At 38.5% G+C, this 25,732-nt stretch carries 30 protein-coding genes; 16 read left to right on the forward strand and 14 right to left on the reverse strand.

Annotated elements, in window-relative coordinates; all coding sequences use genetic code 11:
• Nucleotides 1–185: 185 nt before the first annotated feature.
• The 8 genes from ACTHN6_RS10305 to ACTHN6_RS10340 all read right to left on the reverse strand — a co-directional run bounded on the left by ACTHN6_RS10305 (nucleotide 186) and on the right by ACTHN6_RS10340 (nucleotide 6,300).
• Nucleotides 186–1,412, reverse strand: a complete 1,227-nt coding sequence (locus ACTHN6_RS10305; protein WP_440435675.1) for an RNA polymerase sigma factor — start codon at nucleotides 1,410–1,412, stop codon at nucleotides 186–188.
• A 44-nt stretch (nucleotides 1,413–1,456) separates the two neighbouring features.
• Nucleotides 1,457–1,807: a YciI family protein gene (locus tag ACTHN6_RS10310; protein ID WP_440435676.1), complete on the reverse strand. Its 351-nt coding sequence runs from the start codon at nucleotides 1,805–1,807 to the stop codon at nucleotides 1,457–1,459.
• Between the two features lie 82 nt (nucleotides 1,808–1,889).
• Nucleotides 1,890–2,231, reverse strand: a complete 342-nt coding sequence (locus tag ACTHN6_RS10315) for a YciI family protein (RefSeq protein ID WP_440435677.1) — start codon at nucleotides 2,229–2,231, stop codon at nucleotides 1,890–1,892.
• 84 nt (nucleotides 2,232–2,315) lie between these two features.
• Entirely contained in the window at nucleotides 2,316–2,780 is a 465-nt protein-coding gene (locus tag ACTHN6_RS10320) for a carboxymuconolactone decarboxylase family protein (RefSeq protein ID WP_440435678.1), read from the reverse strand.
• Between the two features lie 130 nt (nucleotides 2,781–2,910).
• Nucleotides 2,911–3,834, reverse strand: coding sequence for an SRPBCC family protein (locus tag ACTHN6_RS10325; RefSeq protein ID WP_440435679.1), 924 nt, complete (start codon nucleotides 3,832–3,834; stop codon nucleotides 2,911–2,913).
• A 71-nt stretch (nucleotides 3,835–3,905) separates the two neighbouring features.
• Nucleotides 3,906–4,772 (reverse strand): DUF6597 domain-containing transcriptional factor, encoded by an 867-nt coding sequence (locus tag ACTHN6_RS10330; protein ID WP_440435680.1) that lies wholly within the window; start codon nucleotides 4,770–4,772, stop codon nucleotides 3,906–3,908.
• 99 nt (nucleotides 4,773–4,871) lie between these two features.
• Complete coding sequence (locus ACTHN6_RS10335; protein WP_440435681.1) at nucleotides 4,872–5,741, reverse strand: DUF808 domain-containing protein; 870 nt, start codon at nucleotides 5,739–5,741, stop codon at nucleotides 4,872–4,874.
• 148 nt (nucleotides 5,742–5,889) lie between these two features.
• On the reverse strand, nucleotides 5,890–6,300 hold the full coding sequence (locus ACTHN6_RS10340) for a VOC family protein (protein WP_440435682.1): 411 nt from the start codon (nucleotides 6,298–6,300) through the stop codon (nucleotides 5,890–5,892).
• A gap of 387 nt (nucleotides 6,301–6,687) precedes the next feature.
• Here ACTHN6_RS10340 and ACTHN6_RS10345 point away from each other — a divergent pair, with 387 nt between their 5' ends.
• From ACTHN6_RS10345 to ACTHN6_RS10385, 9 genes are all read left to right on the forward strand, one after another.
• Nucleotides 6,688–7,053 carry a DUF2200 domain-containing protein gene (locus ACTHN6_RS10345; RefSeq protein WP_440435683.1) on the forward strand — a complete coding sequence of 122 codons (366 nt, stop codon included), beginning with the start codon at nucleotides 6,688–6,690 and terminating at the stop codon, nucleotides 7,051–7,053.
• Nucleotides 7,054–7,562: 509 nt separating this feature from the next.
• Nucleotides 7,563–8,006, forward strand: a complete 444-nt coding sequence (gene rplK / locus ACTHN6_RS10350) for a 50S ribosomal protein L11 (RefSeq protein WP_440435684.1) — start codon at nucleotides 7,563–7,565, stop codon at nucleotides 8,004–8,006.
• A gap of 21 nt (nucleotides 8,007–8,027) precedes the next feature.
• Complete coding sequence (gene rplA / locus ACTHN6_RS10355) at nucleotides 8,028–8,720, forward strand: 50S ribosomal protein L1 (RefSeq protein WP_440435685.1); 693 nt, start codon at nucleotides 8,028–8,030, stop codon at nucleotides 8,718–8,720.
• Nucleotides 8,721–8,758: 38 nt separating this feature from the next.
• The gene (rplJ, locus tag ACTHN6_RS10360; RefSeq protein WP_440435686.1) at nucleotides 8,759–9,286 is read left to right on the forward strand and encodes a 50S ribosomal protein L10; all 528 of its coding nucleotides are present in this window, start codon (nucleotides 8,759–8,761) and stop codon (nucleotides 9,284–9,286) included.
• A 173-nt stretch (nucleotides 9,287–9,459) separates the two neighbouring features.
• The gene (gene rplL / locus ACTHN6_RS10365) at nucleotides 9,460–9,840 is read left to right on the forward strand and encodes a 50S ribosomal protein L7/L12 (RefSeq protein WP_090659314.1); all 381 of its coding nucleotides are present in this window, start codon (nucleotides 9,460–9,462) and stop codon (nucleotides 9,838–9,840) included.
• 126 nt (nucleotides 9,841–9,966) lie between these two features.
• Entirely contained in the window at nucleotides 9,967–10,461 is a 495-nt protein-coding gene (locus ACTHN6_RS10370) for a hypothetical protein (RefSeq protein WP_440435687.1), read from the forward strand.
• 51 nt (nucleotides 10,462–10,512) lie between these two features.
• The gene (locus ACTHN6_RS10375; protein ID WP_440435688.1) at nucleotides 10,513–10,845 is read left to right on the forward strand and encodes a nucleotide pyrophosphohydrolase; all 333 of its coding nucleotides are present in this window, start codon (nucleotides 10,513–10,515) and stop codon (nucleotides 10,843–10,845) included.
• 95 nt (nucleotides 10,846–10,940) lie between these two features.
• Nucleotides 10,941–11,354 (forward strand): tRNA (adenosine(37)-N6)-threonylcarbamoyltransferase complex ATPase subunit type 1 TsaE, encoded by a 414-nt coding sequence (gene tsaE, locus ACTHN6_RS10380; protein WP_440435689.1) that lies wholly within the window; start codon nucleotides 10,941–10,943, stop codon nucleotides 11,352–11,354.
• Nucleotides 11,355–11,403: 49 nt separating this feature from the next.
• Nucleotides 11,404–12,618: an alanine dehydrogenase gene (locus ACTHN6_RS10385; RefSeq protein ID WP_440435690.1), complete on the forward strand. Its 1,215-nt coding sequence runs from the start codon at nucleotides 11,404–11,406 to the stop codon at nucleotides 12,616–12,618.
• A gap of 14 nt (nucleotides 12,619–12,632) precedes the next feature.
• On the opposite strand, the gene ACTHN6_RS10390 is transcribed toward ACTHN6_RS10385, so the two are convergent.
• Nucleotides 12,633–14,366 carry a M14 family metallopeptidase gene (locus ACTHN6_RS10390; protein WP_440435691.1) on the reverse strand — a complete coding sequence of 578 codons (1,734 nt, stop codon included), beginning with the start codon at nucleotides 14,364–14,366 and terminating at the stop codon, nucleotides 12,633–12,635.
• 209 nt (nucleotides 14,367–14,575) lie between these two features.
• On the opposite strand from ACTHN6_RS10390, the gene ACTHN6_RS10395 reads away from it, so the two are divergent.
• Together ACTHN6_RS10395 and ACTHN6_RS10400 are read left to right on the forward strand one after the other, a co-directional pair.
• Nucleotides 14,576–15,160 (forward strand): hypothetical protein, encoded by a 585-nt coding sequence (locus ACTHN6_RS10395; RefSeq protein ID WP_440435692.1) that lies wholly within the window; start codon nucleotides 14,576–14,578, stop codon nucleotides 15,158–15,160.
• Between the two features lie 152 nt (nucleotides 15,161–15,312).
• Nucleotides 15,313–16,140 (forward strand): alpha/beta hydrolase, encoded by an 828-nt coding sequence (locus ACTHN6_RS10400; RefSeq protein WP_440435693.1) that lies wholly within the window; start codon nucleotides 15,313–15,315, stop codon nucleotides 16,138–16,140.
• Between the two features lie 45 nt (nucleotides 16,141–16,185).
• On the opposite strand, the gene ACTHN6_RS10405 is transcribed toward ACTHN6_RS10400, so the two are convergent.
• The 5 genes from ACTHN6_RS10405 to ACTHN6_RS10425 all read right to left on the reverse strand — a co-directional run bounded on the left by ACTHN6_RS10405 (nucleotide 16,186) and on the right by ACTHN6_RS10425 (nucleotide 20,937).
• A complete protein-coding gene (locus ACTHN6_RS10405; RefSeq protein WP_440435694.1) occupies nucleotides 16,186–16,806 on the reverse strand; it encodes an outer membrane beta-barrel protein in 621 nt (206 codons plus the stop codon).
• A gap of 12 nt (nucleotides 16,807–16,818) precedes the next feature.
• The gene (locus ACTHN6_RS10410) at nucleotides 16,819–17,451 is read right to left on the reverse strand and encodes a DUF4136 domain-containing protein (RefSeq protein ID WP_440435695.1); all 633 of its coding nucleotides are present in this window, start codon (nucleotides 17,449–17,451) and stop codon (nucleotides 16,819–16,821) included.
• A 174-nt stretch (nucleotides 17,452–17,625) separates the two neighbouring features.
• A complete protein-coding gene (locus ACTHN6_RS10415) occupies nucleotides 17,626–17,778 on the reverse strand; it encodes a lmo0937 family membrane protein (RefSeq protein WP_440435696.1) in 153 nt (50 codons plus the stop codon).
• Nucleotides 17,779–17,883: 105 nt separating this feature from the next.
• Nucleotides 17,884–19,329, reverse strand: coding sequence for an ATP-binding response regulator (locus tag ACTHN6_RS10420; RefSeq protein ID WP_440435697.1), 1,446 nt, complete (start codon nucleotides 19,327–19,329; stop codon nucleotides 17,884–17,886).
• A 135-nt stretch (nucleotides 19,330–19,464) separates the two neighbouring features.
• Nucleotides 19,465–20,937: a sigma-54-dependent transcriptional regulator gene (locus ACTHN6_RS10425; RefSeq protein WP_440435698.1), complete on the reverse strand. Its 1,473-nt coding sequence runs from the start codon at nucleotides 20,935–20,937 to the stop codon at nucleotides 19,465–19,467.
• A gap of 286 nt (nucleotides 20,938–21,223) precedes the next feature.
• Between ACTHN6_RS10425 and ACTHN6_RS10430 the strand changes: the two genes are divergently transcribed.
• The 5 genes from ACTHN6_RS10430 (at nucleotide 21,224) to aroB (ending at nucleotide 25,730) form a co-directional block, all read left to right on the forward strand.
• The gene (locus tag ACTHN6_RS10430) at nucleotides 21,224–21,565 is read left to right on the forward strand and encodes a response regulator (protein WP_440435699.1); all 342 of its coding nucleotides are present in this window, start codon (nucleotides 21,224–21,226) and stop codon (nucleotides 21,563–21,565) included.
• Complete coding sequence (locus tag ACTHN6_RS10435) at nucleotides 21,546–22,667, forward strand: DNA topoisomerase IB (RefSeq protein WP_440435700.1); 1,122 nt, start codon at nucleotides 21,546–21,548, stop codon at nucleotides 22,665–22,667. Before ACTHN6_RS10430 ends, ACTHN6_RS10435 begins: the two co-directional genes overlap by 20 nt.
• A gap of 135 nt (nucleotides 22,668–22,802) precedes the next feature.
• Nucleotides 22,803–23,291 carry a RidA family protein gene (locus tag ACTHN6_RS10440; RefSeq protein WP_440435701.1) on the forward strand — a complete coding sequence of 163 codons (489 nt, stop codon included), beginning with the start codon at nucleotides 22,803–22,805 and terminating at the stop codon, nucleotides 23,289–23,291.
• 232 nt (nucleotides 23,292–23,523) lie between these two features.
• Entirely contained in the window at nucleotides 23,524–24,615 is a 1,092-nt protein-coding gene (locus ACTHN6_RS10445; RefSeq protein WP_440435702.1) for a chorismate mutase, read from the forward strand.
• A gap of 86 nt (nucleotides 24,616–24,701) precedes the next feature.
• Entirely contained in the window at nucleotides 24,702–25,730 is a 1,029-nt protein-coding gene (aroB, locus tag ACTHN6_RS10450) for a 3-dehydroquinate synthase (protein WP_440435703.1), read from the forward strand.
• Nucleotides 25,731–25,732 lie beyond the last annotated feature (2 nt).

The following is a 25,732-nucleotide window of genomic DNA, read 5'->3' on the forward strand; positions in this document are numbered from 1 at the left end:
TGGGGTTTAAAAAATAATATCGTTATGTTTTCAGGTTTGCAAAATCATTTATGAATAAACCTGCTTCCTGTATTTGTTTGATTAATACATTTTGCAAAGAGTTGTAAAGATAATAATGGTGTGCTCTTAAATCTTAGATTAATGTTTACAGAAAAGCAAGAAGAACAGTATTGAAAAAAGTGTTGCTATAATGCATCTATCTTTCGTTGTATAAGCTGCTTGTCTTCCGGGGCTTTCGCAAGCCCTAATGCTTCTGAAAAATGAAAGGCTGCTTTTTGCGTATTTTTATTTTTATACAATTCGCCCAATAATGAATGGTATAAATGGCTATGGTTAAGCTCCAGCTTTTCGGCTTCTGCAATAGCTTCATCAATGCTGTTGGCTTTTGATAAAGCATAGGTTCGGTTTAGTGCAATAACAGGCGAGTATTCCAGCATCAGCAATTGATTATACAACTGCAAAATGTTTTCCCATTTTTCTTTGGTATTTTCTTTATAGGTATGCCAGTAGGCAATGCCTGCTTCAAGGTGATATTTGGATAACTGCCCTCCTTGCGATGACTGCTGTAAAAAATATTTACCCTGCTGTATCAGCTTTTTATCCCAGAGCGCTTCATCCTGTTCATCGTATAAAACGGCTTCACCCTTTTCATTGAATCTTGCTTCAAACCGCGAAGCATGAAAACTCATTAATGCAAATAAGGCATTCACCTGCGGAAGATTGGTTTGTTCATTTTCTATTAATGAAAATGTTAAGCGCATGGCTTCATAGCAAAGCTCTTTGCGTAAAATATTTTCATTTTGGGAAGCATAATAGCCTTCATTATACAAAAGATATAAAGTTCTTAATACCACGTCAAGCCGGTTATTAATTTCATCGGGCAGCGGCAATTCAATGGGAATATTTTCCCTGCGCAATTTGTCTTTTGCCCTTACGAGCCTCTTATTAACGGTGGCCTTGTTTGTTAAAAATGCAGAAGCAATTTCATCAATGCCAAAGCCGCAAAGAACCCGCAAAGCCAATGCTATTTGCGCTTCTGTTCCAATGCAGGGATGGCAAACAGCAAACATCATTTTTAACTGGCTGTCACGAATGTTTTCAGCGCTCAGGTCTATTGTTGTTTCTTCGGTTTGAGGGGCGCTGTATTTAATGCCGGGCATTATTTTATCAAGCAAAATCTTATTATGCTTCAGGTAATTTCTTGCTTTGTTTTTAGCAACGGTATTCAGCCATGCTGCAGGATTATCAGGCAGGCCTTTAATGCCCCAGGTTTCTGATGCCTGGAGAAATGTATCGCTGGCAATATCTTCTGCAATCTCAATATGTTCCAGGCCGAATGTTTTACAGAGCACAGCTACTATTTTCCGGTACTCTGTGCGGAACAAATGCGGTATTAATTTATCATCGTTCATAAAATAAAAAGCCTTCGCAAAAGTACGAAGGCTTTTTCCGGGAATTAAATAGTGCTTATTTCCCGTATTTCTATACTCCCGCCTATATTAAGCTTGAACAGGGGGTTATTTTTCGCAATGTCAACGGCTTCTTCTATTGTAGCTGATTTTATAATCAGGTAACCGTTTATGGCTTCTTTGGTTTCTACGTAAGGACCATCTGTAATAATGTCCCTGGTTTTTAAAACTTTTCCTGCACCCGGTATCAGGCGATTGCCTTTATCTGCCAGTTTATTTTGTGCAGCAATATTTTCAATCCAGCTTTTAGCTGCTGCTGCCACGTTTTGAAGTTCTTCTGTAGAAAGCTGGCTCATCGTTGAATAATCAACACGGAAGATGAAAAGAAAATCTTTCATTGTAATTTAGTTTTTATGATTAAAAACAAATGACAACCTGCAAAATAAACATAGGACAGGTTAAGGAAGTTTTTTTTGATGATTACATCGTGCTGATTTCTCTTACTTCCACAGTACCGCCGATAGAAAATACAGGGCAACCTTTTGCCATTTCGCAGGCCTCTTCTATGGTATCTGCTTTTACAATGGAATAACCCCCGATGGATTCCTTTGTTTCCGCGTAAGGGCCGTCTGTAACAAGGCTCAGGCTTTTCACCACTTTCCCGCTAACTTCTAAGCGGTTACCCCTGTTTGCTAATTTGTTTTGTGCGGCTATACTGCCTATCCAGTCCATCCATCGTTTTGTTTCATTTTGCATTTCTTCAGGTGAGCCTTTGGGAATATTATTAACATCCCTGCGATAGATAAATAAGAATTCTTTCATGGTTTTATCTTTTTTGATTTTTAAAATGAATTGTAATAACTGCAAAGAAGTTAGCCTTCTTTGCAGTTAAAGAAAAATTATAGGTTAAGCAAACTGGCCAACTTTATAACTGCCTACATCAGCACCAAACGCAATATTAATGCGGTTATAACTGTTGATGGCAATAACGCCCATGGTAAGATCAATCAGTTCCTGTTCAGAAAACTGGGCACGTGCATTTTCATAAATTTCGTCAGGCACAGAACCACTCCCCAATTGGGTTAATGCTTCTGCCCATGCTAATGCCGCTCTTTCACGATCGCTGTAAAAAGGCGCTTCTCTCCAGGCATCGATCACATATAAACGTTGCTCAGATTCGCCCATTTCCCGCAGGTCTTTTGAATGCATATCAAGACAAAAAGCACATTTGTTTATTTGTGATACGCGAAAATAAACAAGGTCAAACAAGGCGTTCTCAACAGAAGATTTTGCAAGGTATTTATTAAGCGGATAGAGAGTTGCAACCGCTTCGCGGCCTGCTTCATTAACTTTAATTCTTTGTTTCATCATTGAATATTTGTTGATTAAAAACAAATGACAACTTAATGAAACAGAATAGGACAACGAGGCCGAAATAATTTTAAAAAAATTCCGGCCACGCAAGTCGCTGGAAGAATTCAGGTGTTTTTTGCAGGGGCATTTATTCGGAAAGACCTTTGCCTTCGTTAATGAATTTTTCGAGAGTGTTAATATGACCATTCCATCCTTTTTCACAAACATCATAACATTCAACTTCCGGCGTAAGGCCCATATGCGTAAAGTCAATTTTGGTTTTTCCGTTATTTTGGGAAAGCTGAAAAACAACTTCTGTATTATTCCATTCTTTTTTATCCTTAAACCAGGGCAAATAGCAATCAGTAACTTTCCAGGCTATTTTTTTGCCGGGTGAAAATTCGCTTACAACGAACTCAACAAAAGAAGGCGCTCCAAACGGAACGGTGAAAGCATCATCCAATTTTTCAGCACTGCCTGAAAAATCTTTTTTCCACCAGGCGTTTACCTGGCTTATTTTTTTCATAGCTTCTTCTGCAGCAGCGTTTACCGTAATGGTTTTATGAAAATCCTTTTTTAATGTTTTGGTTGTATCCTCAAAATGCCGGTTCCTGATCTCCGCTGCTTCAGCCATTTTTGCTGAAGGCGTGCCCACTGAAATAAAGTGAAACAACCAATCTTTAATAACTATATCCCACCCTTTTTCGCACATTGCATAACATTCTTTCTCGGGAGAAAGCCCCTCGTGTGTAAAATGAAGAACAGTCTTGTTTTCGTTACCGCTTATTTCAAAAATCATTTTTGTATTTGTCCATTCTTCCTTATTGCTTTCAATCCAAGTAAGCTTGCTTTCTGTAACAAGCCAAACCATCTTTTTATAAGGAATAACTTCAATTAATTTTTGTTTTGAATAATGCTTGCCGGGATGGTTAATGATAAATTCATCATTCAGCTTTTCGCTGTTACCTTCAAAATCTTTACTCCACCATTTTGTTACATCAGTAACTGCATTGAAAACTTGCTTTGCTGATTTGGCAACATTAATGGCTGCACTATAACTTTTATTTTTCATATTGTTTTGTCTTTAATTGTTATACAAAAAAAGATAAAACCATTAAGGCAGTATTGTAAAAATCGGAAGTGCTATTCCCTGTAATAACTTTTACCGAAATTGTTTGTTTGCTTTTCAAACTTTGTGGGAGCCAGGCCGGTAAAGCGTTTAAAGTCTTTTATAAAATGAGACTGGTCGTAATACGCGTTATAAAAATCGTTCCTGGAAAACGGTTTTTCCTGGCTGTTTATATATAGCTGGTAGTATTGTTTGAAGCGAATTATGGAACAAAGGTTTTTGGGGCTTATGCCTAATTTTTCATTGAATTTTAAATTCAGCCAGCGGCTGCTGTAGCCTGTTTTTCTTTCCAACTCTTTAACGGTTATACTTCCTTTTGCGGCAGCTATTTTTTCAATGCAATATTCAAAAATAAAATCATCATTGGATAGCGAAAGTTGTTTAAGAAGAAACTGCTGTAATAAAATTATTTTTTCCTGCATCAATGCGGTATTGCTGATTTGCTCCGTTAACCGGCTGCCCGTATTTCCCAGCACATCACTCAGGGAATAGATTTTATTCTGAATATCATTCAGCTTAAAATGAAAAAAACGGTATGCCCCTTTCGGGTTGAATTCAATGCCAATGGTTTCTGTAGAGATATCTTTATCAACGTCTAATATTACCGGCACATCAATCAAGCCTGTTAAAGTAATATCATGCTCTTTTGATGAAAATGTTTTACCGTTTATCGCAGCTACAATTCCGTTTTGATAAGAAAGGGTAAGTTTGATATTTCCGTTTGGCACTACCAGTTTCATATCATCAGCAGGCATTTTCCCGCTGCTTTTAAAAAACCACATTTTTTCTATATAGTTTTTGAGCAGAAAATGAGGTTCAATGTGGTGAAATTGAATTTGCATTGCTTGTCCTGCTATGATATTATGGTGATGTTCAGGCATGGTGGTTTTGTACAGCAATCACTCATCATACAAAAGCCTTTTCAAAACTATAAAATTTCTGTGAAGGGGAATAGTTACCGCGTTACACCCACGGCAGGTTTATGGCCTTTTTACTAATGCAGTTAATTTTTTGCCGCCTGTTATGACTGCAACCGCAATAAGGCCGGCAAGCAAACCAAACAATATCTCTTTGACTACAGGTGGAATGCCCGGGAAAAGATGATGGAAGTAATCTACATAATGTATAAAAATACCGCCCGAAACCAAAATCAAAGCAATGGTGCCAACAACGCTAAGTATCTTAATAATAACCGGCAATGCTTTCACCAGTAATATTCCCAGTTTTGACAAAAGGCCCTTATTGTTTGTATGCTTTATAAGCTTATAACCGGCATCATCCATTCTTACAATTAGCGCAACAATTCCATACACGCCAATTGTGGCCAACGTTGCAACAACAATAACGGTAATGATCTGAATGGCCATGCTTTTATCTAAAACTGTTCCCAGTGCTATGATCACAATTTCTATAGAAAGAATAAAATCAGTTGATATGGCCGCTTTTATTTTTGCTTTTTCGGCATTGTTGTTATTTTTTTCTTTTTCTGCAATTACTTCCTGGCCTTTTTTAGCGCGGTGAAAAAGAAAATCGATGATCTTTTCAACGCCTTCATAAGCGAGGTAAAAGCCGCCCAAAACCAATATTATTTTTATGGCGATGGGAAGAAAAATATTCAATAATAAAGCTATGGGTATTATAATAGCCTTATTAAGCAGTGAACCTTTTGTAATAGCCCATAACACAGGCAATTCCCTTGAAGACAGGAAGCCCGTAGCTTTTTCTGCATTCACCGCCAGGTCATCGCCTAATATTCCTGCTGTTTTACCGGTAGCCACTTTGCTTGCCACGGCTACATCGTCCATTAAAGCGCCTATATCATCTAAAATTGCAAAAAAGCCTGATGCCATACTTCGTTTGTTGGTAAGGGCGTAAAAATATCAATTTAAGAATTGTATTGTGCTTGTTTTTAAATGTTTAAACAAGCGTGTGCCAAACCGGGCGTATAAACCTTTATTGATGACAGCATCAACGGGAAATTTTCTCTTATAATTTTTGTTACTTCCCTGTATTAAATTTCTTAATTGCATCCTGTGAAACGGGCGTAAAAAAATTAACCAGGTTTCCATCCGGATCCCGGAATAAAAGCGACCTGTTGCCCCAGGGCATTGTTGTGGGCTTTTGTACAATATAAGATTGAAGAAAACCTGCCAGCCTTTCGTAATCCCTGTCGGCATCTGTAACCCTGAATTCGATAATAGCCGTACGGTTTTGAGCCGCTTTTGCAACTTCATCACCCCCAAAAAATTGTAAAGTATTAGTACTGCCGATAGCTAAGGTGGCTGTTGGTGTTTTTAGTTCGGCAAAATCTTCGGTGTATTGTACAGGTGTAACACCGGTTACTTGTTCATAAAATTTCACCAGGCGTTTAACATCAGCCGTAATTATTCTAACAGAAACGAGATTCATAATGTTGATTTTAGTTTGCAAAGATTTATATGCTGATGTAAAAATGAAACCGCTTATTGACAACCCTATGTCAGCAGGGTTGATTTTTTTTAAAAATTGCAGGAATTCAGGCCTTATTACGCTTATGGATCAGCGAGAGGCATTTTCAACAGGTCACGGCTTTCCGGTTATCGGTAGCAATGCCTTCCGTATGGGCACGAAGCGAAGCCTCCTTATCGCGTGGATTGTACAGTACCATTCCGTTTTCGCCGAGTGCATGTAAATCGCGCTTTTGTCTTTTATCCCCGGCATCTGGAGTTTTAATTTTACTATTCGTTGCAATATTTGATGAAAGTTATGAACTTTGAGCTACTCAGAATAATGAATGATAACACTAAAACACAAGCTATGAATACAACTGCGACACATGACCAGCGCATTGCAAAAATGATATTTGCCTCGGTTTATCCCTTGTATATCGCAAAAGTGGAGGGGAAGGGCAGAACAAAAGAGGAGTTAGACCAGGTTATAGAATGGTTAACCGGTTTTAATAATAAGAAGTTACAGCAGCTAATAAATGACAAAGTAACGTTTGAAACATTCTTTCAGCAGGCTTCGCTCAATCCCAATGCAAAACTTATAACGGGGGTAATTTGCGGGTACCGCGTAGAGGAAATTGAAAACCCTTTAACACAAAAGGCAAGGTATTTAGATAAACTGGTGGACGAATTGGCGAAGGGCAGGAAGATGGAAAAGATTTTACGGGAAGCATAAGAGTGTGAAGGATTTGACATTATATGAATTGAATACATTCATTTTTTCCTCTTTGCTTTTTGAAGTGCTCTGTAATTTTGATTTGCCTCTTTGCCTGCTTTTTTACAGAATTTCCTTTCTGATATTTATTAATGAGCCAGCATACCGGCCACAATAAACTTGAAGCACCGACTATATTCACTATTTCTGACATTTCATATATTCATTTATTTTTCAAATCTATTTCTGATGTTTTTGGTTGTATTTAAATTTTAACCCCGAACGATTTACTAAATGCCCTAAATCACGATGAAGCCTAAAAAAATACTTTACAACAATCGAAGAAGTTGTATAAATTGGATCCAACTTAACCATACTTTTAAATTTTTACTTTTGACTTTCCCTTCTTTTCCTTACCTTTGCCGCCCCAAAAGTTCTTTTAGAATATTTCCCGGTTAGCACCGGGATAAACTTGGGAGTCGAACCCGCACACTGCAGGCGAGACGTTTGAACCAATAAAAATTATTAAAATGGCTAAAGAAATCTCCGGCTTTGTAAAGCTGCAGGTAAAAGGCGGTCAGGCAAATCCTGCACCTCCGGTAGGTCCTGCGCTTGGCTCTAAGGGTGTGAACATCATGGAATTCTGCAAACAGTTCAATGCCCGCACACAGGATAAAATAGGAAAAGTGCTTCCTGTTTTAATTACTGTTTACTCCGATAAGTCTTTTGACTTTGTTATCAAAACTCCTCCCGCTTCAATTCAGTTAATGGAAGCTGCCAAAATTCAGAAAGGTTCCAAAGAAAGTAACCGTAATAAGGTGGGTAAAGTAACTTGGGATCAAATTGAGGCTATTGCCAAAGATAAGATGCCCGATCTCAATTGCTTCACCGTTGAGAGCGCAATGAAGATGGTTGCCGGTACTGCCCGCAGCATGGGTTTAAATGTTGAAGGCACAGCACCCTGGAACAATTAATCACACACTAAACTTATTACAATGGCAAAGCTTTCTAAAAAAAGAAAACAAGTAGAAGGAAAGGTTGATAAAAATAAATTATACACCTTAAAAGATGCATCTGCGCTGGTAAAAGAAGTGAACACAGCGAAGTTTGATGCCTCTGTTGACCTGCATATTCGTTTAGGTGTGGATCCTAAAAAAGCAGACCAGCAGGTTCGTGGCACCGTAAGCTTACCGCACGGTACCGGTAAAACAAAAAAAGTATTGGTTTTATGCCCGCCCGATAAAGAAGCAGATGCAAAAAGTGCAGGTGCTGATTTTGTTGGTTTGGATGAATTTGTAACAAAAATTGAAGGTGGCTGGACGGATGTTGACGTTATCATCGCTACACCATCGGTTATGCCCAAGATTGGTAAACTGGGTAAAATTTTAGGCCCGCGCAATCTTATGCCAAATCCTAAAACAGGCACCGTTACAAACGATGTGGCGGCTGCCGTAAATGAAGTAAAAGGCGGTAAAATTGCTTTCAAGGTAGATAAAGCAGGTATCGTTCACGCTTCTATTGGCCGCGTATCTTTCACTCCTGAAAAATTAGCTGCCAATGGCCAGGAACTGATCAATACCATTATCAAATTAAAACCTACAACAGCCAAAGGCATTTACCTGAAAGGCGTAAGCGTTGCCAGTTCCATGAGCCCGGGCATTACTGTTGATACAAAATCTGTTCACTAAGCCGAACCCTTAATAAGGTAAAGCACAAAATATTCTTTATGAATAAGGATCAAAAAAACGAAGTAATTGAAGCTCTTAAAGAGAAATTCAATCAATATAATAACTTCTATGTTACCAACACAGAAGCATTATCAGTTGACCAGATTGGTAAACTGCGCCGCATTTGTTTCAATAAGAATGTTGAAATGAAAGTGGCTAAAAACACATTGATTAAAAAGGCGCTTGAAAGCATTGATGCAGAAAGATATTCCGGCATGTTTGAAAGCCTGAACGGCGTTACCGCTTTAATGTTCAGCGAAAATGCGAAAGAGCCGGCGTTGATCATCAGCACCTTCCGCACAGAAGGCAAAACAGATAAACCTGTTTTGAAAGCAGCTTATATTGATAGCGATGTTTTTGTAGGCAATGATCAGCTTGAAACATTAAAAACGCTTAAAAGCAAGAACGACCTTATTGGCGAAATCATTGGCTTGCTGCAATCACCTGCCAAGAATGTTATCAGCGGCTTGAATGCTGGTGGCAAACTTGCAAGCCTTGTAAAAGCGCTGGAAGAAAGAGCAAACTAATTTGATAATGTGCAATTTGAAAATTTGAAAATGAACTCAAATTCAAAATCATTTTCAAATTAACGCATCTTCAAATTTTCAAATTATTATCCCCGCCTGAAGGGATAATACGCAAGTTTTTTTAATAACTACCGCCGGAGCTCAGGCAATGAAGGCGGCAAAAATTTGAAATCATGGCAGATTTAAAAGCATTTGCAGAACAACTGGTTAACCTCACCGTAAAAGAGGTGAATGAATTAGCAAAAATTCTTAAAGAAGAGTACGGTATTGAACCTGCGGCTGCTGCAGTAGCTGTAGCTGGTCCTGCTGCAGGCGGTGCTGCTGCTCCTGCTGCTGAAGAAAAAACAGCTTTTGATGTAATTCTGAAAAGCGGTGGCGCTAACAAATTACAGGTTGTAAAAATCGTGAAAGACTTAACTGGTCTTGGCCTGAAAGAAGCTAAAGATTTAGTTGATGGCGCTCCGAAACCTGTAAAAGAAGGTGCTGCTAAAGCTGAAGCAGAAGAAATCGCAGCTAAATTGAAAGAAGCAGGTGCTGATGTAGAAGTTAAATAATTCTGCACACAGCTTTCTTTAAAAAGATAATGAAATACAAAAGATCCCGCCACCGTTTCCCGGCGGGGTTTTTTGTTTATATAGATTGCTGTGCATTTACTTTGATATATAAATCTATTGCTTGCCATGTCAAAACTGTTTACACAAATCCGTATCCTCATCATTATTTTCATAATTGTGCTTTTACTAAGCGGTATAACCGTTTTCCCATTAATAGCCGAATTAAAATTTTTACTCAGCATAAAGTTTTTTGAAGAAGGTTCCATTATACAGCAATGGCTTTTAAAAGTGGTAACGGGTTTGGAAGCAACTAAAAAAGAATATCCTTTTATTTTTTATGGCTTTGACTGGCTTGCTTTTGCACACATTGTAATTGCCGTTTTATTTATCGGTGTTTACCAGCATCCCGTACGCAACAGATGGATCATTCAATGGGCTATCCTCACCTGTATTTGTATATTTCCGCTTGCATTTATTGCAGGCGGCATAAGAGGCATTCCTTTCTTTCATATACTGATAGATTGTTCTTTCGGCATAATTGGACTGATTATTTTATTCCTTATCCAAAACCGCATTAAGGAATTAAAGAAATACAGGTCGAGAGGGAAAACAGGCCATTGATAAATACATAAGTTTATTTTTGCTGCCTTTATCTAACTTAATTCAATCAGTATGACTATACAGCAGGCGCAGCAGGATGTAGATGCGTGGATAAAAACAACCGGCGTTCGTTATTTCAGTGAGCTTACCAATCTTGGCATTTTAATGGAAGAAGTGGGCGAATTATCAAGATTGATGGTACGTACTTACGGCGAGCAATCTTTTAAGGAATCCGATAAAAATAAATCGTTAAGCGATGAAATGGCCGATGTGCTTTGGGTATTGCTTTGCCTGGCCAATCAAACCGGCGTTAACCTTGCAGATGCCCTGCAAAAGAACTTTGAAAAAAAGAATATTCGCGATGCAACAAGGCATAAAGAGAATGAGAAGTTGCAGGGAAGTTGATTGGGTGGTTAGTTGATTGGTTGAAAGGATCAGGAAATAAGGGATTTGTAATTGGGAATTAGAATGGGAAATAACTTTTGAACAAATAAAAAACATTGAAGCATTTAACATATAATATATCAGAAATAAAAACTGTTGCCCGGCAACTGTGGAATGAGTACAGTTCAAAAAAAATATGGGCCTTTCATGCGCCAATGGGTAGTGGCAAAACAACGCTTATTCATGCATTGTGTGAAGTATTACGGGTGAAAGATGCCGTAAGCAGCCCGACATTTGCCATCATAAATGAATATACAAGCCCTGTTGCAGGAACCATATTTCATATCGACGGCTATCGCATGAAAGATGAAACGGAAGCCGTGCAGGCAGGCTGTGAAGATTGCATTGATAGCGGCCATTATTGTTTTATTGAATGGCCCGAAAAGTTTCCGGAGCTTTTACCGGAAGATACAATGCACCTTTCATTAGAAGCGATTGATAATAAAGTGCGTAAGCTTGTAATTCTTTAGCAACTATTCTAACTTAATATTATTTTTATAGCCCCAATTAATTTAAAGCATGGCAACTACGAAGCCAATCATCAGTACCGGTTTCAGTTTTGAAACGCAGGAAGAAACATTAGACATAAAACCGCAAAGCGCAAAGTTAACTATAGGTATTCCCAAAGAAATGGTATTGCAGGAAAACCGTGTAGCGCTTATTCCCGAAGCAATTAATGTGCTGGTAAGTAACGGCCATCATGTAATTGTAGAAACCAAAGCAGGCGAAGGCAGTAATTATTCCGACAACGATTTTAGTGAAGCCGGCGCAGAAATAGCTTTAAAAAAGAAAGATGTTTATAAGGCGCCCATGGTTATTAAGAGTGCCCCGGTAATGGAAGAAGACCTTCCTTTTTTGCATCATAATCAAACCATTATTTCGCCCATTCATCTTTCTATGCTGAAGAAAGAGCTGGTTGAAAAAATGATGGAAAAAAAGATTACGGCGCTCGGTTTTGAAAACCTGAAAGATGGCAGTGGAAATTTTCCTATCGTTCGCTGCATGAGTGAAATTGCCGGCAGTGCAGCCATGCTGATTGCAGGCCAGTATCTCGGCAGCCGTGAAAAGGGCAGGGGCGTTTTATTAGGCGGCATCAGCGGTATTCCGCCCACAAAAGTCATCATTATCGGCGCCGGTGTGGTGGGCGAATTTGCCACAAGAACAGCATTGGCTATGGGTGCATCTGTAAAAGTTTTTGATAATAATGTTTACCGTTTAAAACGTTTGCAAAACAATCTTGGTGTTCGTACCTGGACGAGCGTTATTGAACCCCGTATTCTTGCCAAACAATTAAAAACCTGCGAAGTGGCTGTTGGCGCTTTAACCAACCAGGGTGGCAGAAGCCCGATTGTGGTTACGGAAGAAATGGTAGAGAATATGCGCTACGGCAGCGTTATTATTGATGTGAGCATAGACCGTGGCGGATGCTTTGAAACCAGCGAAATTACCACGCATCAGCACCCCACATTTGTAAAGCATGGTGTAATACATTATTGCGTACCAAACATTCCAAGCGGTTATGCACGCACGGCCAGCCATGCCATCAGCAATGTGCTTATGCCTTTATTACTGGAAGCCGGTGATGCGGGCGGCATAGAAGAAATGGTGTGGCATGATTTTAACCTGCGTAATGGTGTATATATGTACCGCGGCCATCTAACCGATTTATATATCAGCCAGCGCTTCGATTTAAAATTTACCGATTTGAATTTGCTGATTGCAAGTAAGCGGTAAGCACTCTTAAATAATTATTTCGAAACGATTTTAAATACCGGTATCCTCATATAGCCTGGTTCGCTATACGGCGAGTGTGTATAAACGAAATATAATTGCTGCTGTGCAGATGCTGCGAACGAAGCATCAGTTTTCTTTTTTTCTTCCAGTTGCTTGCGTATTGCAGGATGTTGTTTTAAATAAGCTGCCGCAATATCTTCCCAGCGGTAATCGCTGTAATATTCTTTGCGTTGAAGCACCGCATCAAAAAAATTCCAGGAAAAGAAACTGTCATCACCCAAAGGCTCTAATGTTTCAACAATATACCTGTCTGCATGTTGCCCGGTATAAATAATATAATCACCTTTTAAAAAATGAATGGTATCGGTATAGCTACTTAACCGGATACTATAATTACGGTGATGTTTTTCATAAGCTTTAGGCATAGCTTTATAATCATCCACTTTATAGTATTCAACATTAATCACAGTATCTTTTTGCAGTTGATGCATGGTAACGTTATTTAGTTTTAAACGGTTGATTGCATCATGCCAGCCCTGTGGAATAATGTATGCTTTTGGTTTTTGTGCAGATACAGATTGAATGAAATAATCGTAAAACTTTATTTCTTTTTCAAATGGTTTTGAATGATTGTAATAATAACGTGGCAGGCCGGTAACATCGCTTATATTCATAGAAGTATCATAACCCTTAAAAGTGATGTTATCATACTTTGAAGAATCAACTTTCCAGCTTAAAGCAAATTCTTTTTGCTGTTTAACAGCATCAAGCGAAGCTTTTCTTTTTGCCAGAATATCATCAGAAAATCTTGAAGCCTGTTCAATCACGGTTTGCATAAAACTATAAGTGCTTTTTACGCGGTCTGCATACGGTTTCAACATGTGTGTTTCGGGCATAAAAGCTATTGTTTCAAATAAAGCGGCGTAACCGGTGCTATACCTTGGCGCATCATAATAAGCTTCCCATCCGTTCTTTAAACTGCTTTCTTCAAAGTTTACATACGGGCACATATTCCAATGCTTTTCCTTCATGCCTTTATACAATGCCGGTTCAAAAACATCGTGCAGGAAATTACCGATTTCACCGCCAAGCTTGTTATGCAGCGTTGTAAGCAATGTCATTGTGTGCTGATAGTCGGCGCCATCGCTTACATGATTATCTATAAAAATATCAGGGTTTAATTGCTGAAATATTTTTTCAAAAGCAAGTGCGTTTTTGGAATCCGCTTTTATAAAATCGCGGTTAAGATCGAGGTTTTGACTATTGCCGCGAAAGCCATATTGTTCCGGCCCGTTTTGGTTCACTCTTGAAAAGCTACCCCTGTTTAAACTTCCGCCAATATTATAAACCGGGATAACAGCTAGTACAACATTTCCGGGCATTTTTATTTTGTCTTGCGCAAGATTGCGCAGCAGCAGCATGCTGGCATCAATACCATCCGGTTCACCGGGATGAATGCCGTTATTAACCAGCACAATCACCTTATGCTGCTGATGCCAGCTATTGATATTAAAATTTTTATCAGCAGTAAATAAAACCACCTGCAACGGATAACCGGCATCGGTGGTATCACCGGTTAATATTTTTATTGCGGGAAACGTTTTTGCAAGCTGTTTATAATAGTTAATACATTCAAAATAGGTTGCACTTTGTTTGCCGTTTGATTTTTCAAAAACAGTAGCCAGGTTTTGTGAAAAGGATATTTGTGCAGTCAGTAAGAATATGGATAGGAAAAAACTTTTTTGCATGCGTTAAAGATAATAACCGTAAAGGCATTAATTTATTAATGTGAATATTTTGAAAAGCTGTTTCAGCTATTTGATTAAATCCTATTATGCAGTAACCTCAATTTTTTGTACCAATACATTTTTCTGTATTATAAATTAGTATTTTCACTTTTAAAGAAACTAATTGAAAGCCCTTCTTTTTCCTATTCACATTTAAAACTACTTATTGTATGAACAGAAAATTTTATGCATTTCTGGTGGCATGCCTGTCTGCCTGCTTATTTTTTACAGCCTGCTCAAAAACCGGCCCTGAAGGCCCACAGGGCGAACAAGGCCCTCCGGGAGAAACCGGCGCACAGGGCGAACAGGGCGCTAAAGGTGACACCGGCACTGCCAATGTAATTTATTCAGGCTGGCTTGATGTTACCTACGATGCCGATACAGTTCATAACGGTGATGCAATTGACACGATTGGCTTTTATGCGGGTATTACGTCGCAAAGTCTTACCAGCGATATAATTAACGGCGGCGACATTCATGTTTATTTCAACTTTGGAACTGCTGATGAACCCAACGTTGTGCTCCTGCCTTTCCTGGATATATATTCCGGCATAAGTATAACGCCTTCGTTCACGGTCAATAATATTTTTCTGTATGCTAATGCAGACGCCAGCACGGTTACAGACGGGAATGTGGCTTATTATCAGTACAGGTATGTGCTAATTCCCGGCGGCGTTTCAGGCAATGCAGTGGTGCATCCGCCAGACTGGAAAGATTATAATGCTGTAAAAGCATTTTATCATTTACCGGATTAATTACCGGTTAATAAATGAGGCCGTCTGAAAAGACGGCTTCTGTTTTATTAAATTTTTTGAGATTGATTTTACAACATTCATGCACCAGCATCTTTGCGGTTCCTGCGATATAATAACAACAGAGTCGACATATTGTTTTAAAAAATAAAAAGATGAAGAGATTATCGTTTGCCCTTTTGTTTACGATGGCTTGTTTTTTTGTAAAAGCAGCTAATGTTGATACGATTGCTATTTACAGTAAGAGCATGCATAAAAATGTGAAGTGTATTGTTATAACACCATCAAAATATGCAACAGATACTGCGCATTTACCGGTTGTATATTTACTGCACGGTTACAGCGGTAATTATAGCGACTGGGTTTTGAATGCCTCGGATTTATTGCAAACAATTGATGAAAATGGTTTTATAGTTGTTTGCCCCGATGGCGCTTTTGGCAGTTGGTATTTCGACAGCCCGGTTGATACAAGTATGAAATATGAAACTAATGTTGCGCTTGAAATTCCTGAATATATTGATGCGCATTATAGAACCATTGCTTCGCGAAAAGCCCGTGCAATAACGGGTTTAAGCATGGGCGGGCATGGCGCATTATATCTTGCTATGAAACATACAGATATTTTCGGAGCTGCAGGCAGCATGAGTGGCGGCGTTGATTTCAGGCCATTTCCAGATAACTGGGATATTAAAAAATACCTCGGTGAGTATGCTTTACATAAAGATGTGTGGGATAAAAACGTTGTAGTGAACCTTGCCGGTTCTTTACAAAATGACGAGCTTAAATTGATATTTGATTGCGGCGTAAATGATTTTTTTATACAGGTTAACCGCGATCTTCATAAGAAACTACTGGATAATAAAATTGATCATGATTACATTGAAAGGCCTGGTGAACATAACTGGGTTTACTGGAATAATTCAATAAAATACCAGTTGCTTTTTTTTCGCCGGTATTTTATTGATAACAAAATAATGAATTGAAAAATTAATAGCCACAGATTATCCGTGGCTATTAATGCTTGCCTTTTATTTAAGAGGAAAATATATCCCGCCCTGGAAGCTTAGATTATTAAAATTGCTGAAGCCATTATGATGATAGGAAACCATATTATAATTGGCACCCAATCTGAAACCGGCTTTGCTGTATTTTCCGAATGGAACCCTAATGCCTGCGCCGCCCTGCAGCATTAAGCCGCCTGCATTATCGGTGCCTCCAAACTCCCCAAGGTATTGTGTAAAACTTGATATGCCTAAACCTGCACCTGCAGTTATATAAGGTTGAACAGGTGCTGTGCTGCCAAGCGGGCTGAATTCAGCTTTTGCCAATAATGGTATTATTTGAACAGAATTGCTTAATACGGCGGAGGTTACTTCTTTATCGTCGGTATTATATAAAGCCCTCGGAAATTTTTCATAAAAATCCTGGAAACCAAGGCCGAGGCCAACCGAAAATTTATCGCTTATGCCATAGAGAATATCTCCCGTAAAACCACGGGGAGACCCCTTGCTTATAACATCTGTCTTAAAACTTCCCAATGGCAGGGCATAATTATATTGCAGGCTCATATTTACCACGCCTCTTTGTGCATGTAACTGCGCTGCTGAAAAAATGAATATTGCAAAAAGCAACGATTTTAATGCTTTCATGATTATAATTCTTTAATTGCTGTGTAAATAAGTTGACTGATCGAATAAAGCTTTCACTGAACCTTCGGCTATTGAAGCATTAAATATGCCTTCGCCGCGTATGAGGCCATTCCAGATAACTTCTATCTTGCCTTTTTCGGAGGCATTTTTTAAATCAAGCATATCCACACTCATAGCTCCTTCGGTTACCTGGTAAATACCAAAAAATGTGGGTATATAATAACCATAGCCGCCATAGCCCCAGTAATAAGGATCCCAGTATCCACCATAATAATCCCAGTAATCGTTATAGCTGTAATAACCTGTAGAGGTATTGTATATCCTGTTTACATCTATACCAATGTCAGGATTGTTTGACCTTGGCACTTTTGTGTAACCTCTTTGCTGCATGTATTTATTTACAGCATCAATGTATGCCTGGTCAGATGGCTGAAGATCTTTGTATGACTGGCCGTTATCAAGTACAACCACAGAATCTGAAATACTGTATGTTTTAAATGCGCTGAAATTTATTGTTGTATCGGCGTTAGTTACATAGATCCTTGATTCTTCCTGTGTGAGATTATTTAAAGGCTCTTTGGTGCAACTAAACAGCGTTACAACGCAGGCAACCAGGGCTGCCGATGTTAATTTATTATTTAGCATTGTGTGAGATTTTTTAAGTAGAGATCAAACCAAGTGCACAAAAAATTTAGTGTATTTATAGAACGTTTATTCGACAATAATTTAATGCAGAACGTTTACTAAGGTTTTCCTAAAATAAAAAACCGGTTTTAAAACCGGTTTTTAAATGCTTAATAAAAATTATTGTATTTGTAATTATGTTCTTCTTCCGCCTATTAGGCCAATCAATAAAGATATTATTGCCAATACCAGCAAAATATGGATTAAACCGGTTACGCTGTAAACAAAAACGCCAAGCAACCATCCAATAACCAGGATAACTGCGATGATGTATAAAATGCTTCTCATATCTTGTAATTTTTATAGTAGTAAGTTTAAAAAGTGTGCCAGTTATTTATACAACCCGGCGATAAATTTTATAAACTTGATAAGAAGATTATCGGGCATTATATTCTACAAAGATTTGCTTTTAACGGGCAAGGTTACGGCAAAGGTAGTTGACCTGCCGGGTTCTGAAATTACTTCCACAGAGCCATTGTGCGCCTGTATAATATTTAACGTGGAAGCGAGCCCTAAGCCAATGCCATTTCGTTTTGATGTATAATAAGGTTCAAATAAACGGTGAAGATTATCTTCGCTTATTCCGCTGCCATTATCGGTAATTTCAATAAAGGAATTTGTTTTATCGTTTTTAACTTTTATTGAAATCCTGCCTTTATCGTGTTCAATGGCTTCAACAGCGTTAATTAATATGTTGAGCAGGGCTATTGTTATTTTATCAAAATCGGCATTAACATTAATTAACTCTGAAGGATAGTCTATCTGCAGCGCAATATTTTTAAGACTGATCCTGTCCTTGGCCGAATTTATAATTTCATCAATAATAGATTGCAAAACGCAATCTGTAAGCTGCATTTCAGCGGGCCTTGAGCTGTTGAGCAATTCTTTTATGAGCTCGTTAATGCGGCCGCTGTTTCTGTAAATAATATCCAGGTATAAGGCATTTTCTTCTGATTTTTCTATGCTGCGCAAATGCTCGCAGGCAAGGTTTATATTATTGATTGGATTGCGCACTTCATGCGCCAGTGTACGCACCAGCCTGCCGGTTGCCGCAAGTTTTTCAGCGCGTAAATTGGCACGTTCCGCCTGCTTTATAAAACTTATGTCGTGAATTACACCCTGGTAATATGCTTTGCCTTCAGCATCTTTTTCTTTGGTTGCAGAAATAATGCATGGAACGGGTTTGTTTTTTTTATAACGTATTTCGGCCTGGCGGTTTTCAATAGCACCCTTGTGTTTTAGTTCCTCCGTTAGTTTTCTTGATAAATGATTATCGGTGAAAAGTTCGCTGAGCTTTACTTTGAATAAAGCATGCTCATCGCAGGAAAGTATGTTACTGAATGCTGAATTTATTTCAGTGAAACAAAGTTTATCATCTGTAACAAAAATGGCATCGCTCGATTTATCAAAAATATTTCTGTATTTTTTTTCTTTCGCTTTTAATTCATTCAGCGTTCTCGCCCTGTCAATAGAATACCGTATGGAACGCTCCAGTTTTTCGCTGCTTAATTCTCCTTTAACCAAATAATCGAAAGCGCCAAGACTCATGGCTTCTTCATCTATATTAATATCTCCTTTACCGGTAAGCAATATAAAAGGAACATCAGTTTCAAGCTTCACTGCTTCTTTTATAAGATCAATACCCGTTTTGGCGCCGAGCCTGTAGTCTACCAGAAAAACGTCATGTTTTTCACGTTTTATTTCGTCGAGTGCATTTTTATAATTATAGCACCATTCTATAATAAAATTTTTGCCTGGTATATTTTTAAGATAGTCACTCGTAATAAAGTAATCGTCTTCGTCATCATCTATAATAAGAACATTTATGTTATTTGTCATGATCTGGCCTTCTGTATTTGGGAGCACGATGAAGCATAATGCCTGCGATGCATAAACACGCTGTAATTGCTTTATTGTCCTTCAAAGGACTAATGATTTATGTAATTAAAAGGTTTACTCTGCGGTTCTTATTCCTCATTTATTATTTAACAATTGATACTCTTTTATTTTATTATATAAAGTCTTTCTGTCTATTTTCATCAGCTTGGCTGCCTTGCTTTTATTGAAATTTACCTGCTTCAATGCTTCAAGAATCGTTTCATATTCGGCATCAATGCTTGCCGATTTCAAATCAAGGTTGCCTGTTTTTACAGCAGCAGATGTTGTTGCTGCCTGCGGTATTGCCGCATTTGGCATGTCATTATTCTTTGCAGGCTGCGATGGTATCAGTTCATTAATCTTTTCATAGTTTGTTATTTCAAACGGAAGGCTTTTCAATTCTATTGTATCGCCATCGCTCAGCAGCACTGCTCTTTTAACAACATTTCTTAATTCCCTCAAATTACCATGCCATACATAATTATTAAAGGCGTTAGTAACATCCTGTGAAAACCTGGTAACATTTTTTTCAAGCTCTTTATTCGTGATGCGTAGAAAATATCCCGCAAAATGCATTATATCTTCTTTCCTGTCACGTAATGGCGGAATTTCTATGCTAAACTCATTAAAGCGATGATAAAGATCTTCCCTGAATTTACCTTCCTGGGTTGCATTCCATAGTTTTTCATTGCTGGCCACAATAATTCTTACATCGAGCTCAATATCTTTAGTGCCACCCACGCGCCGCATTTTTCTTTCCTGTACCACTCTTAATAAAGAAACCTGTATGTCGTAAGAAAGATTGGCTACTTCGTCCAAAAAAATAGTTCCGCCATTAGCCAATTCAAAACTTCCCACTTTTTGGTTTAATGCGCCGGTGAATGATCCTTTTTCATGGCCAAATAATTCACTTGCGGCAAGGTCTTTACTCAGCGCGCCGCAGTCAATGGCAATAAATGGTTCCTTGGCTCGTTTGCTATGCCTGTGAATTTCGTTGGCAACAGCTTCTTTACCGCTTCCTGTTTCACCATAAATTATAACGCTGTAATTGGTGGGCGCTACAAGCTTTACCTGTTTTAATATTTGCTGGAATGCCTGGCTGGGGCCAACTACATAATCCTCATGCATGTCAAACTCAAGGTCTGGCGCATTTTCACTGGTCCGCTTTTGAGATTGTACAGATTTAACAGGTTGATTTTTTAAAGTCTCACTATTAGCAAGCGCCTGTTTTATGGTCACTAAAATTTCATCGGGAAACAGTGGTTTTGTAATGTAATCATAAGCGCCATGACGCATTATTTCTACAGCACTGCGCACGTCGCTGTAGCCTGTAATAATTAAAAAGGGCAGGGCAGGATTTGTCGATTTCATCTTTTGAAGAATTTCAAGGCCACTTATATCTTCCAGCCTTAAATCGCAAAGTACAATATCGGGCATATTTTCCTCATACCAGGCCAATGCTTTTTTACCACTTGTAAAATCTATTACTTCGAAATTATTTCTTTCCAAAAATTTCCGCAGTAAAAGGCACATGTCCCTGTCGTCGTCTATTACTAAAACTTTAGTCATGAATAAATTTTGTAATGATTTAATTATTTCTTCGCAGCTCGTTATGCAAGTTCAAGACCAAATTGGGTATGCTTTACTACAAGGTAGTTATTTTGGGTAAATTTACTCAGAAATGGGAAGTGTATTGTAGAATTATGTCAACAAATGTTACGGACTAAGGAATGGATTAAATGCGGATTGCCAAACTTATAAAGGCTTTGTATCAAATCCTCATACTCTCGTTATGGTTTATAATACAATATTTTGTAAAAAATATTAGGCATATTTTTTATTGTATAAGATGGCTATGAACGGGAAAAAGGTGTTAATTATTGATGATGAAGTTGATTTGTGCCTGTTATTGAAAAACTACCTAACCAGGCAACAATTTGAAGTTGTTATTTCACATAAATTATCTGATGGTCTAAAAGAAGCGCTTGACTTTGTTCCTGATATTATTTTCCTTGATAATAATCTTCCTGATTCACAGGGCTGGACAAAAGCTGGTTATCTACTTGAAGCATTACCAAATGCCTCCCTCTATTTAATCAGCGCTTATAAATCGGGCAATGAAGCGCCCAAAAATCCCCGTGTAACTGTTATTGAAAAACCGCTCTCACTAAAAGCAATTGAAAGTCTTATATCCTGATTTTGAACAAGGTTATTATATGATTGGCCCGAATATATCGCATAAAGATTTTATTAAAATAACAAAGGATTATTCCCGTACCGCAGAAGTTGCAAAACTTATATATGTTACAGATAAAGAGCAGGGGATTATTCGGTTGAAAAAAGGTAAAGGGTTTTCTTACCTGTTTAAAAACGAGGTATTGAAAGATAAGCACCAATTAGAAAGGATAAAGAAATTAGTGTTGCCGCCTGCCTGGAAAAATGTATGGATCTGTTATAAAGAAAACGGGCATTTACAAGCAACAGGTTATGATATAAAAAACAGGAAGCAATACCGTTATCATGCTTTATGGAATACCCTGAGAAATGAAACAAAATTTCACCGCATGTATGAATTTGGCAAAGCTTTGCCACAAATTCGCCTGAAGGTTGAAAACGATTTGCTTCAAAAAGAATTAAATGAAAAGAAGGTGCTCGCCACAGCTGTAAGCCTTATGGAACGGACTTATATACGTGTTGGCAATATTGAATACGAAAAAACCAATGGCTCTTTTGGATTAACAACGCTTAAAGATAAGCATGTAAATATTAATGGGAGCCATATTACGTTTGAATTTAAAGGCAAGCGCGGTATAACGCATAATATTACCATTCAGAACAGGCGTTTGGCAAAAGCTGTAAAAGATTGCAGGGATATACCCGGCAGGGAATTATTTCAATATTATAATGAAGATGGTAATCATAAGAGCATCGATTCGGGCATGCTGAATAATTATATAAAAGAAGCAACGGGCGAAGATTTTACTGCAAAAGATTTTAGAACATGGGCCGGCTCTTTGCAAATGCTGCGCAGTTTAAAAGCGTTGGAAAAAGCGGAGGATGAGTCGAAAAGAAAATCAAATATTATTAACGCTTTAAATGAAGTGAGTATAAAGCTTGGTAATACCAGAACTGTGTGTAAAAAATATTATGTGCATCCGGGCATCATAAATCTTTATGAAAAAGATGGGATTGAAAATTACCTTGAAGAGCTTGACGGAATAGAAGAACCTGATGATAAATCGGCCTTAACCAAAGATGAGAAAGTGCTGATGAAAGTACTGAAGCAACTGGTCTCCTGACCGAAAACCTAAGCCTCCAATCATTTTTTTAATGCATTTATTTTACATTTATTGCACTTTGCATTTCGTTTAGCATTTCATAGATACGAAACCTATGCACGGCAAACATTAAATTGTAAACATTAAACTTTCTATATGACTCCGGATGAACGTTTCGAACACCTGAAATTGGAACTGCCGCCTGCACCTTTACCGCTTGGCGTTTATAAGCCATTTTTAATTGTGGGAAATCTTGTATATGTGTCTGGTCACGGGCCTTTATTACCCGATAATACTTTAATAAAAGGAAGGGTAGGAGATACTTTGAACGAAGATGAAGGCAAGCAGGCTGCACAGCAGGTTGGCCTCACCATTCTTGCTACACTGAAGCAAAACCTTGGCTCGTTTAATAACATAAAACGTGTTATAAAAGTACTTGGCATGGTGGCAGCAACGCCTGATTTTGAAAAGCATCCTTACGTTATTAATGGGTGCAGTGAATTGTTTGCCCATGTGTGGGGCAGCGATAACGGCGTTGGTGTTCGCAGTGCTGTGGGCATGGGTTCCCTGCCGGGAAATATACCAGTTGAAATTGAAGCCGTATTTGAATTGGAAGAAGCTCAGTTTGCTATATATACTTCATAAAAGAATTGCAGCACATATTTTACTTTCATGCAAAGCTGCAATTGCATTCATTAACTAACACTTGTTTAGTTAGCATTGATATAAATATCTCAGAAAAAAACTTAATTGTAGTAATTTAGCAGCCCTTTAAAGAGCAGGCTTTGCCGAGTAAAGATCGGAACGTACAAGGGAGTGACACAACTGAAGATGCCATTACTACTATAGCCGGCTACATAAAACAAACATCAAAAAAATGCAAGCAACTGAAGCAAACATGAAAGAGGTTACACAGGCGGCATGGAATAAAAGGCCGCTGGTTATTTCAGGCCCGTGCAGCGCTGAAACAGAAGAACAGGTAATAGAAACGGCTGTTCGTTTACAAAAAACAGGAAAGGTTGATATGCTGCGTGCCGGTATATGGAAACCGCGTACCCGCCCCGGCAGTTTTGAAGGCGTGGGTACAAAGGGTTTGCCCTGGATGCAAAAAGCCAAACAACTTACAGGCTTGCCTGTAACTGTTGAGGTGGCAACCGGTAAACAGGTGGAAGATGCTTTGCATTTTGGTATTGATGTTTTATGGATAGGCGCCCGCACTACCGTTAACCCTTTCAGTGTGCAGGAAGTGGCTGATGCTTTACGTGGTGTTGATGTACCGGTGCTTATTAAAAATCCTATTAATCCTGATCTTGAATTATGGATTGGTGCGGTTGAACGCGTTGCAAAAGCGGGTATTAAACAGATTGGATTGATACATCGCGGCTTTAGCTCTTATGGTAATTCTGAATACCGCAATGCACCTATGTGGCACCTGGCAATTGAAATGAAACGCCGCAATCCCGGTATGATGCTGATAAATGACCCTTCACATATTTGCGGGCGCAGGGATATTCTGCTGGATGTTGCCCAAAAAGCAATTGACCTTGATTATGATGGTTTGATTATAGAAAGCCACATTACGCCCGACGAAGCCTGGAGCGACGCCAAACAGCAGATTACACCTGAAGTGCTTGGTGAAATGCTAAGCGCCATAAGCTGGAGGAAAGAAGATGGGGCCAGTGAAGAATTTCATGCACAAATGGAAAAGTTACGCCAGCAGATAAACCATTTGGATGATGAATTGATGCAGATTTTAAGCCAGCGTATGAAGGTATCTGAAAAAATCGGCCAGTATAAAAAAGATAATAATATCACCATCCTTCAAACCAACCGTTGGAATTCAATACTCGAAAGAGCATACGCACAGGGAGAAAAATTAGGCCTAAGCAAAGAATTTGTTACAAAATATTTTGATGCCGTTCACATGGAAAGCATATCGCATCAAAATAAAGTAATGAATGATGAATAAAGAGGTCTCATCCCATTTTTGTGATAAAAGCTTAAAAACAAATTGTAACACTTTACAGCTTTGCAAACTTTGCTTCTTTGCGTGAAATGAATATTAAAAAGGTAAACTTCAATACATCTTCCACTACTTTCTATTTTGCGGCAGGCATTGCTCATTTAAAAGAGTTTGTTGATGTTCAACATGCTGTTATGCTTGTTGATGAATACGTTTTTAACCAGCATGTAAAGAAGTTCAAAGGCTGGAAAACAATCATATTAAAATCCGGTGAGCAATTTAAAAAGCAATCAACTATTGATGCTATCATAAAACAGTTGATTGAATTGGGTGCAGACCGCAAAACAATATTAATTGGCGTGGGTGGGGGTGTTGCCACAGATATGACCGGATTTGTTGCCAGCGTTTATATGCGCGGAATAAAATTCGGTTTTATTCCTACCACTATTCTTTCAATGGTTGATGCGTCTATTGGCGGTAAAAACGGTATTGATGTTGGTGTGTATAAGAATATGGTTGGTACAATCAATCAGCCATCATTCATTTTACACGACCTTGTTTTCCTGAACACACTCCCTGAAATTGAATGGCAGAACGGTTTTGCGGAGATCATTAAACATGCCTGTATAAAAGATGCGGCTATGTTTAAAGAACTGGAGGCAAACAGCCTTAAAAAATATCAATCTAAAAAAGCTTTATTGCGTGATCTTATTCAACGGAATGCTTTACTAAAAGCAAAAGTGGTTGGTCAGGATGAATTTGAAACCGGCGACAGGAAGCTGCTGAACTTTGGCCACACGTTTGGCCATGCCATTGAAAATACGTACAAGCTTTCTCATGGTTATGCCGTAGCTGTTGGAATGGTAATGGCCTGCATGATATCGGAAGCTTACGAGGGTTTTAAAGATACTAACCGGGTGGTTGAACTGATAAAGCAATATGGGTTGCCCGTGCATCAATCTTACAATGCAAAAAAAGTGATTGATGTAATGAAAGCTGATAAAAAGAAAGTGAAGGATGTGATCAGTTATGTGTTGCTGCAAAAAATTGGTAAAGCTGTTGCAGCGCCGATAGCAATAAACGAGGTAGAAAATATAATAACACAGCTGGAATCTAAGTAGCA

The sequence above is a fragment of the Parafilimonas sp. genome (assembly GCF_051953455.1).
Taxonomy (GTDB): Bacteria; Bacteroidota; Bacteroidia; order Chitinophagales; family Chitinophagaceae; genus Parafilimonas.

Bases quoted from the DNA above. Each gene is read 5' to 3' on its own strand.
- ACTHN6_RS10305 (WP_440435675.1), bottom strand. From the start codon at position 1,412: ATGAACGATGATAAATTAATACCGCATTTGTTCCGCACAGAGTACCGG.
- ACTHN6_RS10310 (WP_440435676.1), bottom strand. From the start codon at position 1,807: ATGAAAGATTTTCTTTTCATCTTCCGTGTTGATTATTCAACGATGAGC.
- ACTHN6_RS10315 (WP_440435677.1), bottom strand. From the start codon at position 2,231: ATGAAAGAATTCTTATTTATCTATCGCAGGGATGTTAATAATATTCCC.
- ACTHN6_RS10320 (WP_440435678.1), bottom strand. From the start codon at position 2,780: ATGATGAAACAAAGAATTAAAGTTAATGAAGCAGGCCGCGAAGCGGTT.
- ACTHN6_RS10325 (WP_440435679.1), bottom strand. From the start codon at position 3,834: ATGAAAAATAAAAGTTATAGTGCAGCCATTAATGTTGCCAAATCAGCA.
- ACTHN6_RS10330 (WP_440435680.1), bottom strand. From the start codon at position 4,772: ATGCCTGAACATCACCATAATATCATAGCAGGACAAGCAATGCAAATT.
- ACTHN6_RS10335 (WP_440435681.1), bottom strand. From the start codon at position 5,741: ATGGCATCAGGCTTTTTTGCAATTTTAGATGATATAGGCGCTTTAATG.
- ACTHN6_RS10340 (WP_440435682.1), bottom strand. From the start codon at position 6,300: ATGAATCTCGTTTCTGTTAGAATAATTACGGCTGATGTTAAACGCCTG.
- ACTHN6_RS10345 (WP_440435683.1), top strand. From the start codon at position 6,688: ATGAATACAACTGCGACACATGACCAGCGCATTGCAAAAATGATATTT.
- rplK (WP_440435684.1), top strand. From the start codon at position 7,563: ATGGCTAAAGAAATCTCCGGCTTTGTAAAGCTGCAGGTAAAAGGCGGT.
- rplA (WP_440435685.1), top strand. From the start codon at position 8,028: ATGGCAAAGCTTTCTAAAAAAAGAAAACAAGTAGAAGGAAAGGTTGAT.
- rplJ (WP_440435686.1), top strand. From the start codon at position 8,759: ATGAATAAGGATCAAAAAAACGAAGTAATTGAAGCTCTTAAAGAGAAA.
- rplL (WP_090659314.1), top strand. From the start codon at position 9,460: ATGGCAGATTTAAAAGCATTTGCAGAACAACTGGTTAACCTCACCGTA.
- ACTHN6_RS10370 (WP_440435687.1), top strand. From the start codon at position 9,967: ATGTCAAAACTGTTTACACAAATCCGTATCCTCATCATTATTTTCATA.
- ACTHN6_RS10375 (WP_440435688.1), top strand. From the start codon at position 10,513: ATGACTATACAGCAGGCGCAGCAGGATGTAGATGCGTGGATAAAAACA.
- ACTHN6_RS10385 (WP_440435690.1), top strand. From the start codon at position 11,404: ATGGCAACTACGAAGCCAATCATCAGTACCGGTTTCAGTTTTGAAACG.
- ACTHN6_RS10390 (WP_440435691.1), bottom strand. From the start codon at position 14,366: ATGCAAAAAAGTTTTTTCCTATCCATATTCTTACTGACTGCACAAATA.
- ACTHN6_RS10395 (WP_440435692.1), top strand. From the start codon at position 14,576: ATGAACAGAAAATTTTATGCATTTCTGGTGGCATGCCTGTCTGCCTGC.
- ACTHN6_RS10400 (WP_440435693.1), top strand. From the start codon at position 15,313: ATGAAGAGATTATCGTTTGCCCTTTTGTTTACGATGGCTTGTTTTTTT.
- ACTHN6_RS10405 (WP_440435694.1), bottom strand. From the start codon at position 16,806: ATGAAAGCATTAAAATCGTTGCTTTTTGCAATATTCATTTTTTCAGCA.
- ACTHN6_RS10410 (WP_440435695.1), bottom strand. From the start codon at position 17,451: ATGCTAAATAATAAATTAACATCGGCAGCCCTGGTTGCCTGCGTTGTA.
- ACTHN6_RS10415 (WP_440435696.1), bottom strand. From the start codon at position 17,778: ATGAGAAGCATTTTATACATCATCGCAGTTATCCTGGTTATTGGATGG.
- ACTHN6_RS10420 (WP_440435697.1), bottom strand. From the start codon at position 19,329: ATGACAAATAACATAAATGTTCTTATTATAGATGATGACGAAGACGAT.
- ACTHN6_RS10425 (WP_440435698.1), bottom strand. From the start codon at position 20,937: ATGACTAAAGTTTTAGTAATAGACGACGACAGGGACATGTGCCTTTTA.
- ACTHN6_RS10430 (WP_440435699.1), top strand. From the start codon at position 21,224: ATGAACGGGAAAAAGGTGTTAATTATTGATGATGAAGTTGATTTGTGC.
- ACTHN6_RS10440 (WP_440435701.1), top strand. From the start codon at position 22,803: ATGACTCCGGATGAACGTTTCGAACACCTGAAATTGGAACTGCCGCCT.
- ACTHN6_RS10445 (WP_440435702.1), top strand. From the start codon at position 23,524: ATGCAAGCAACTGAAGCAAACATGAAAGAGGTTACACAGGCGGCATGG.
- aroB (WP_440435703.1), top strand. From the start codon at position 24,702: ATGAATATTAAAAAGGTAAACTTCAATACATCTTCCACTACTTTCTAT.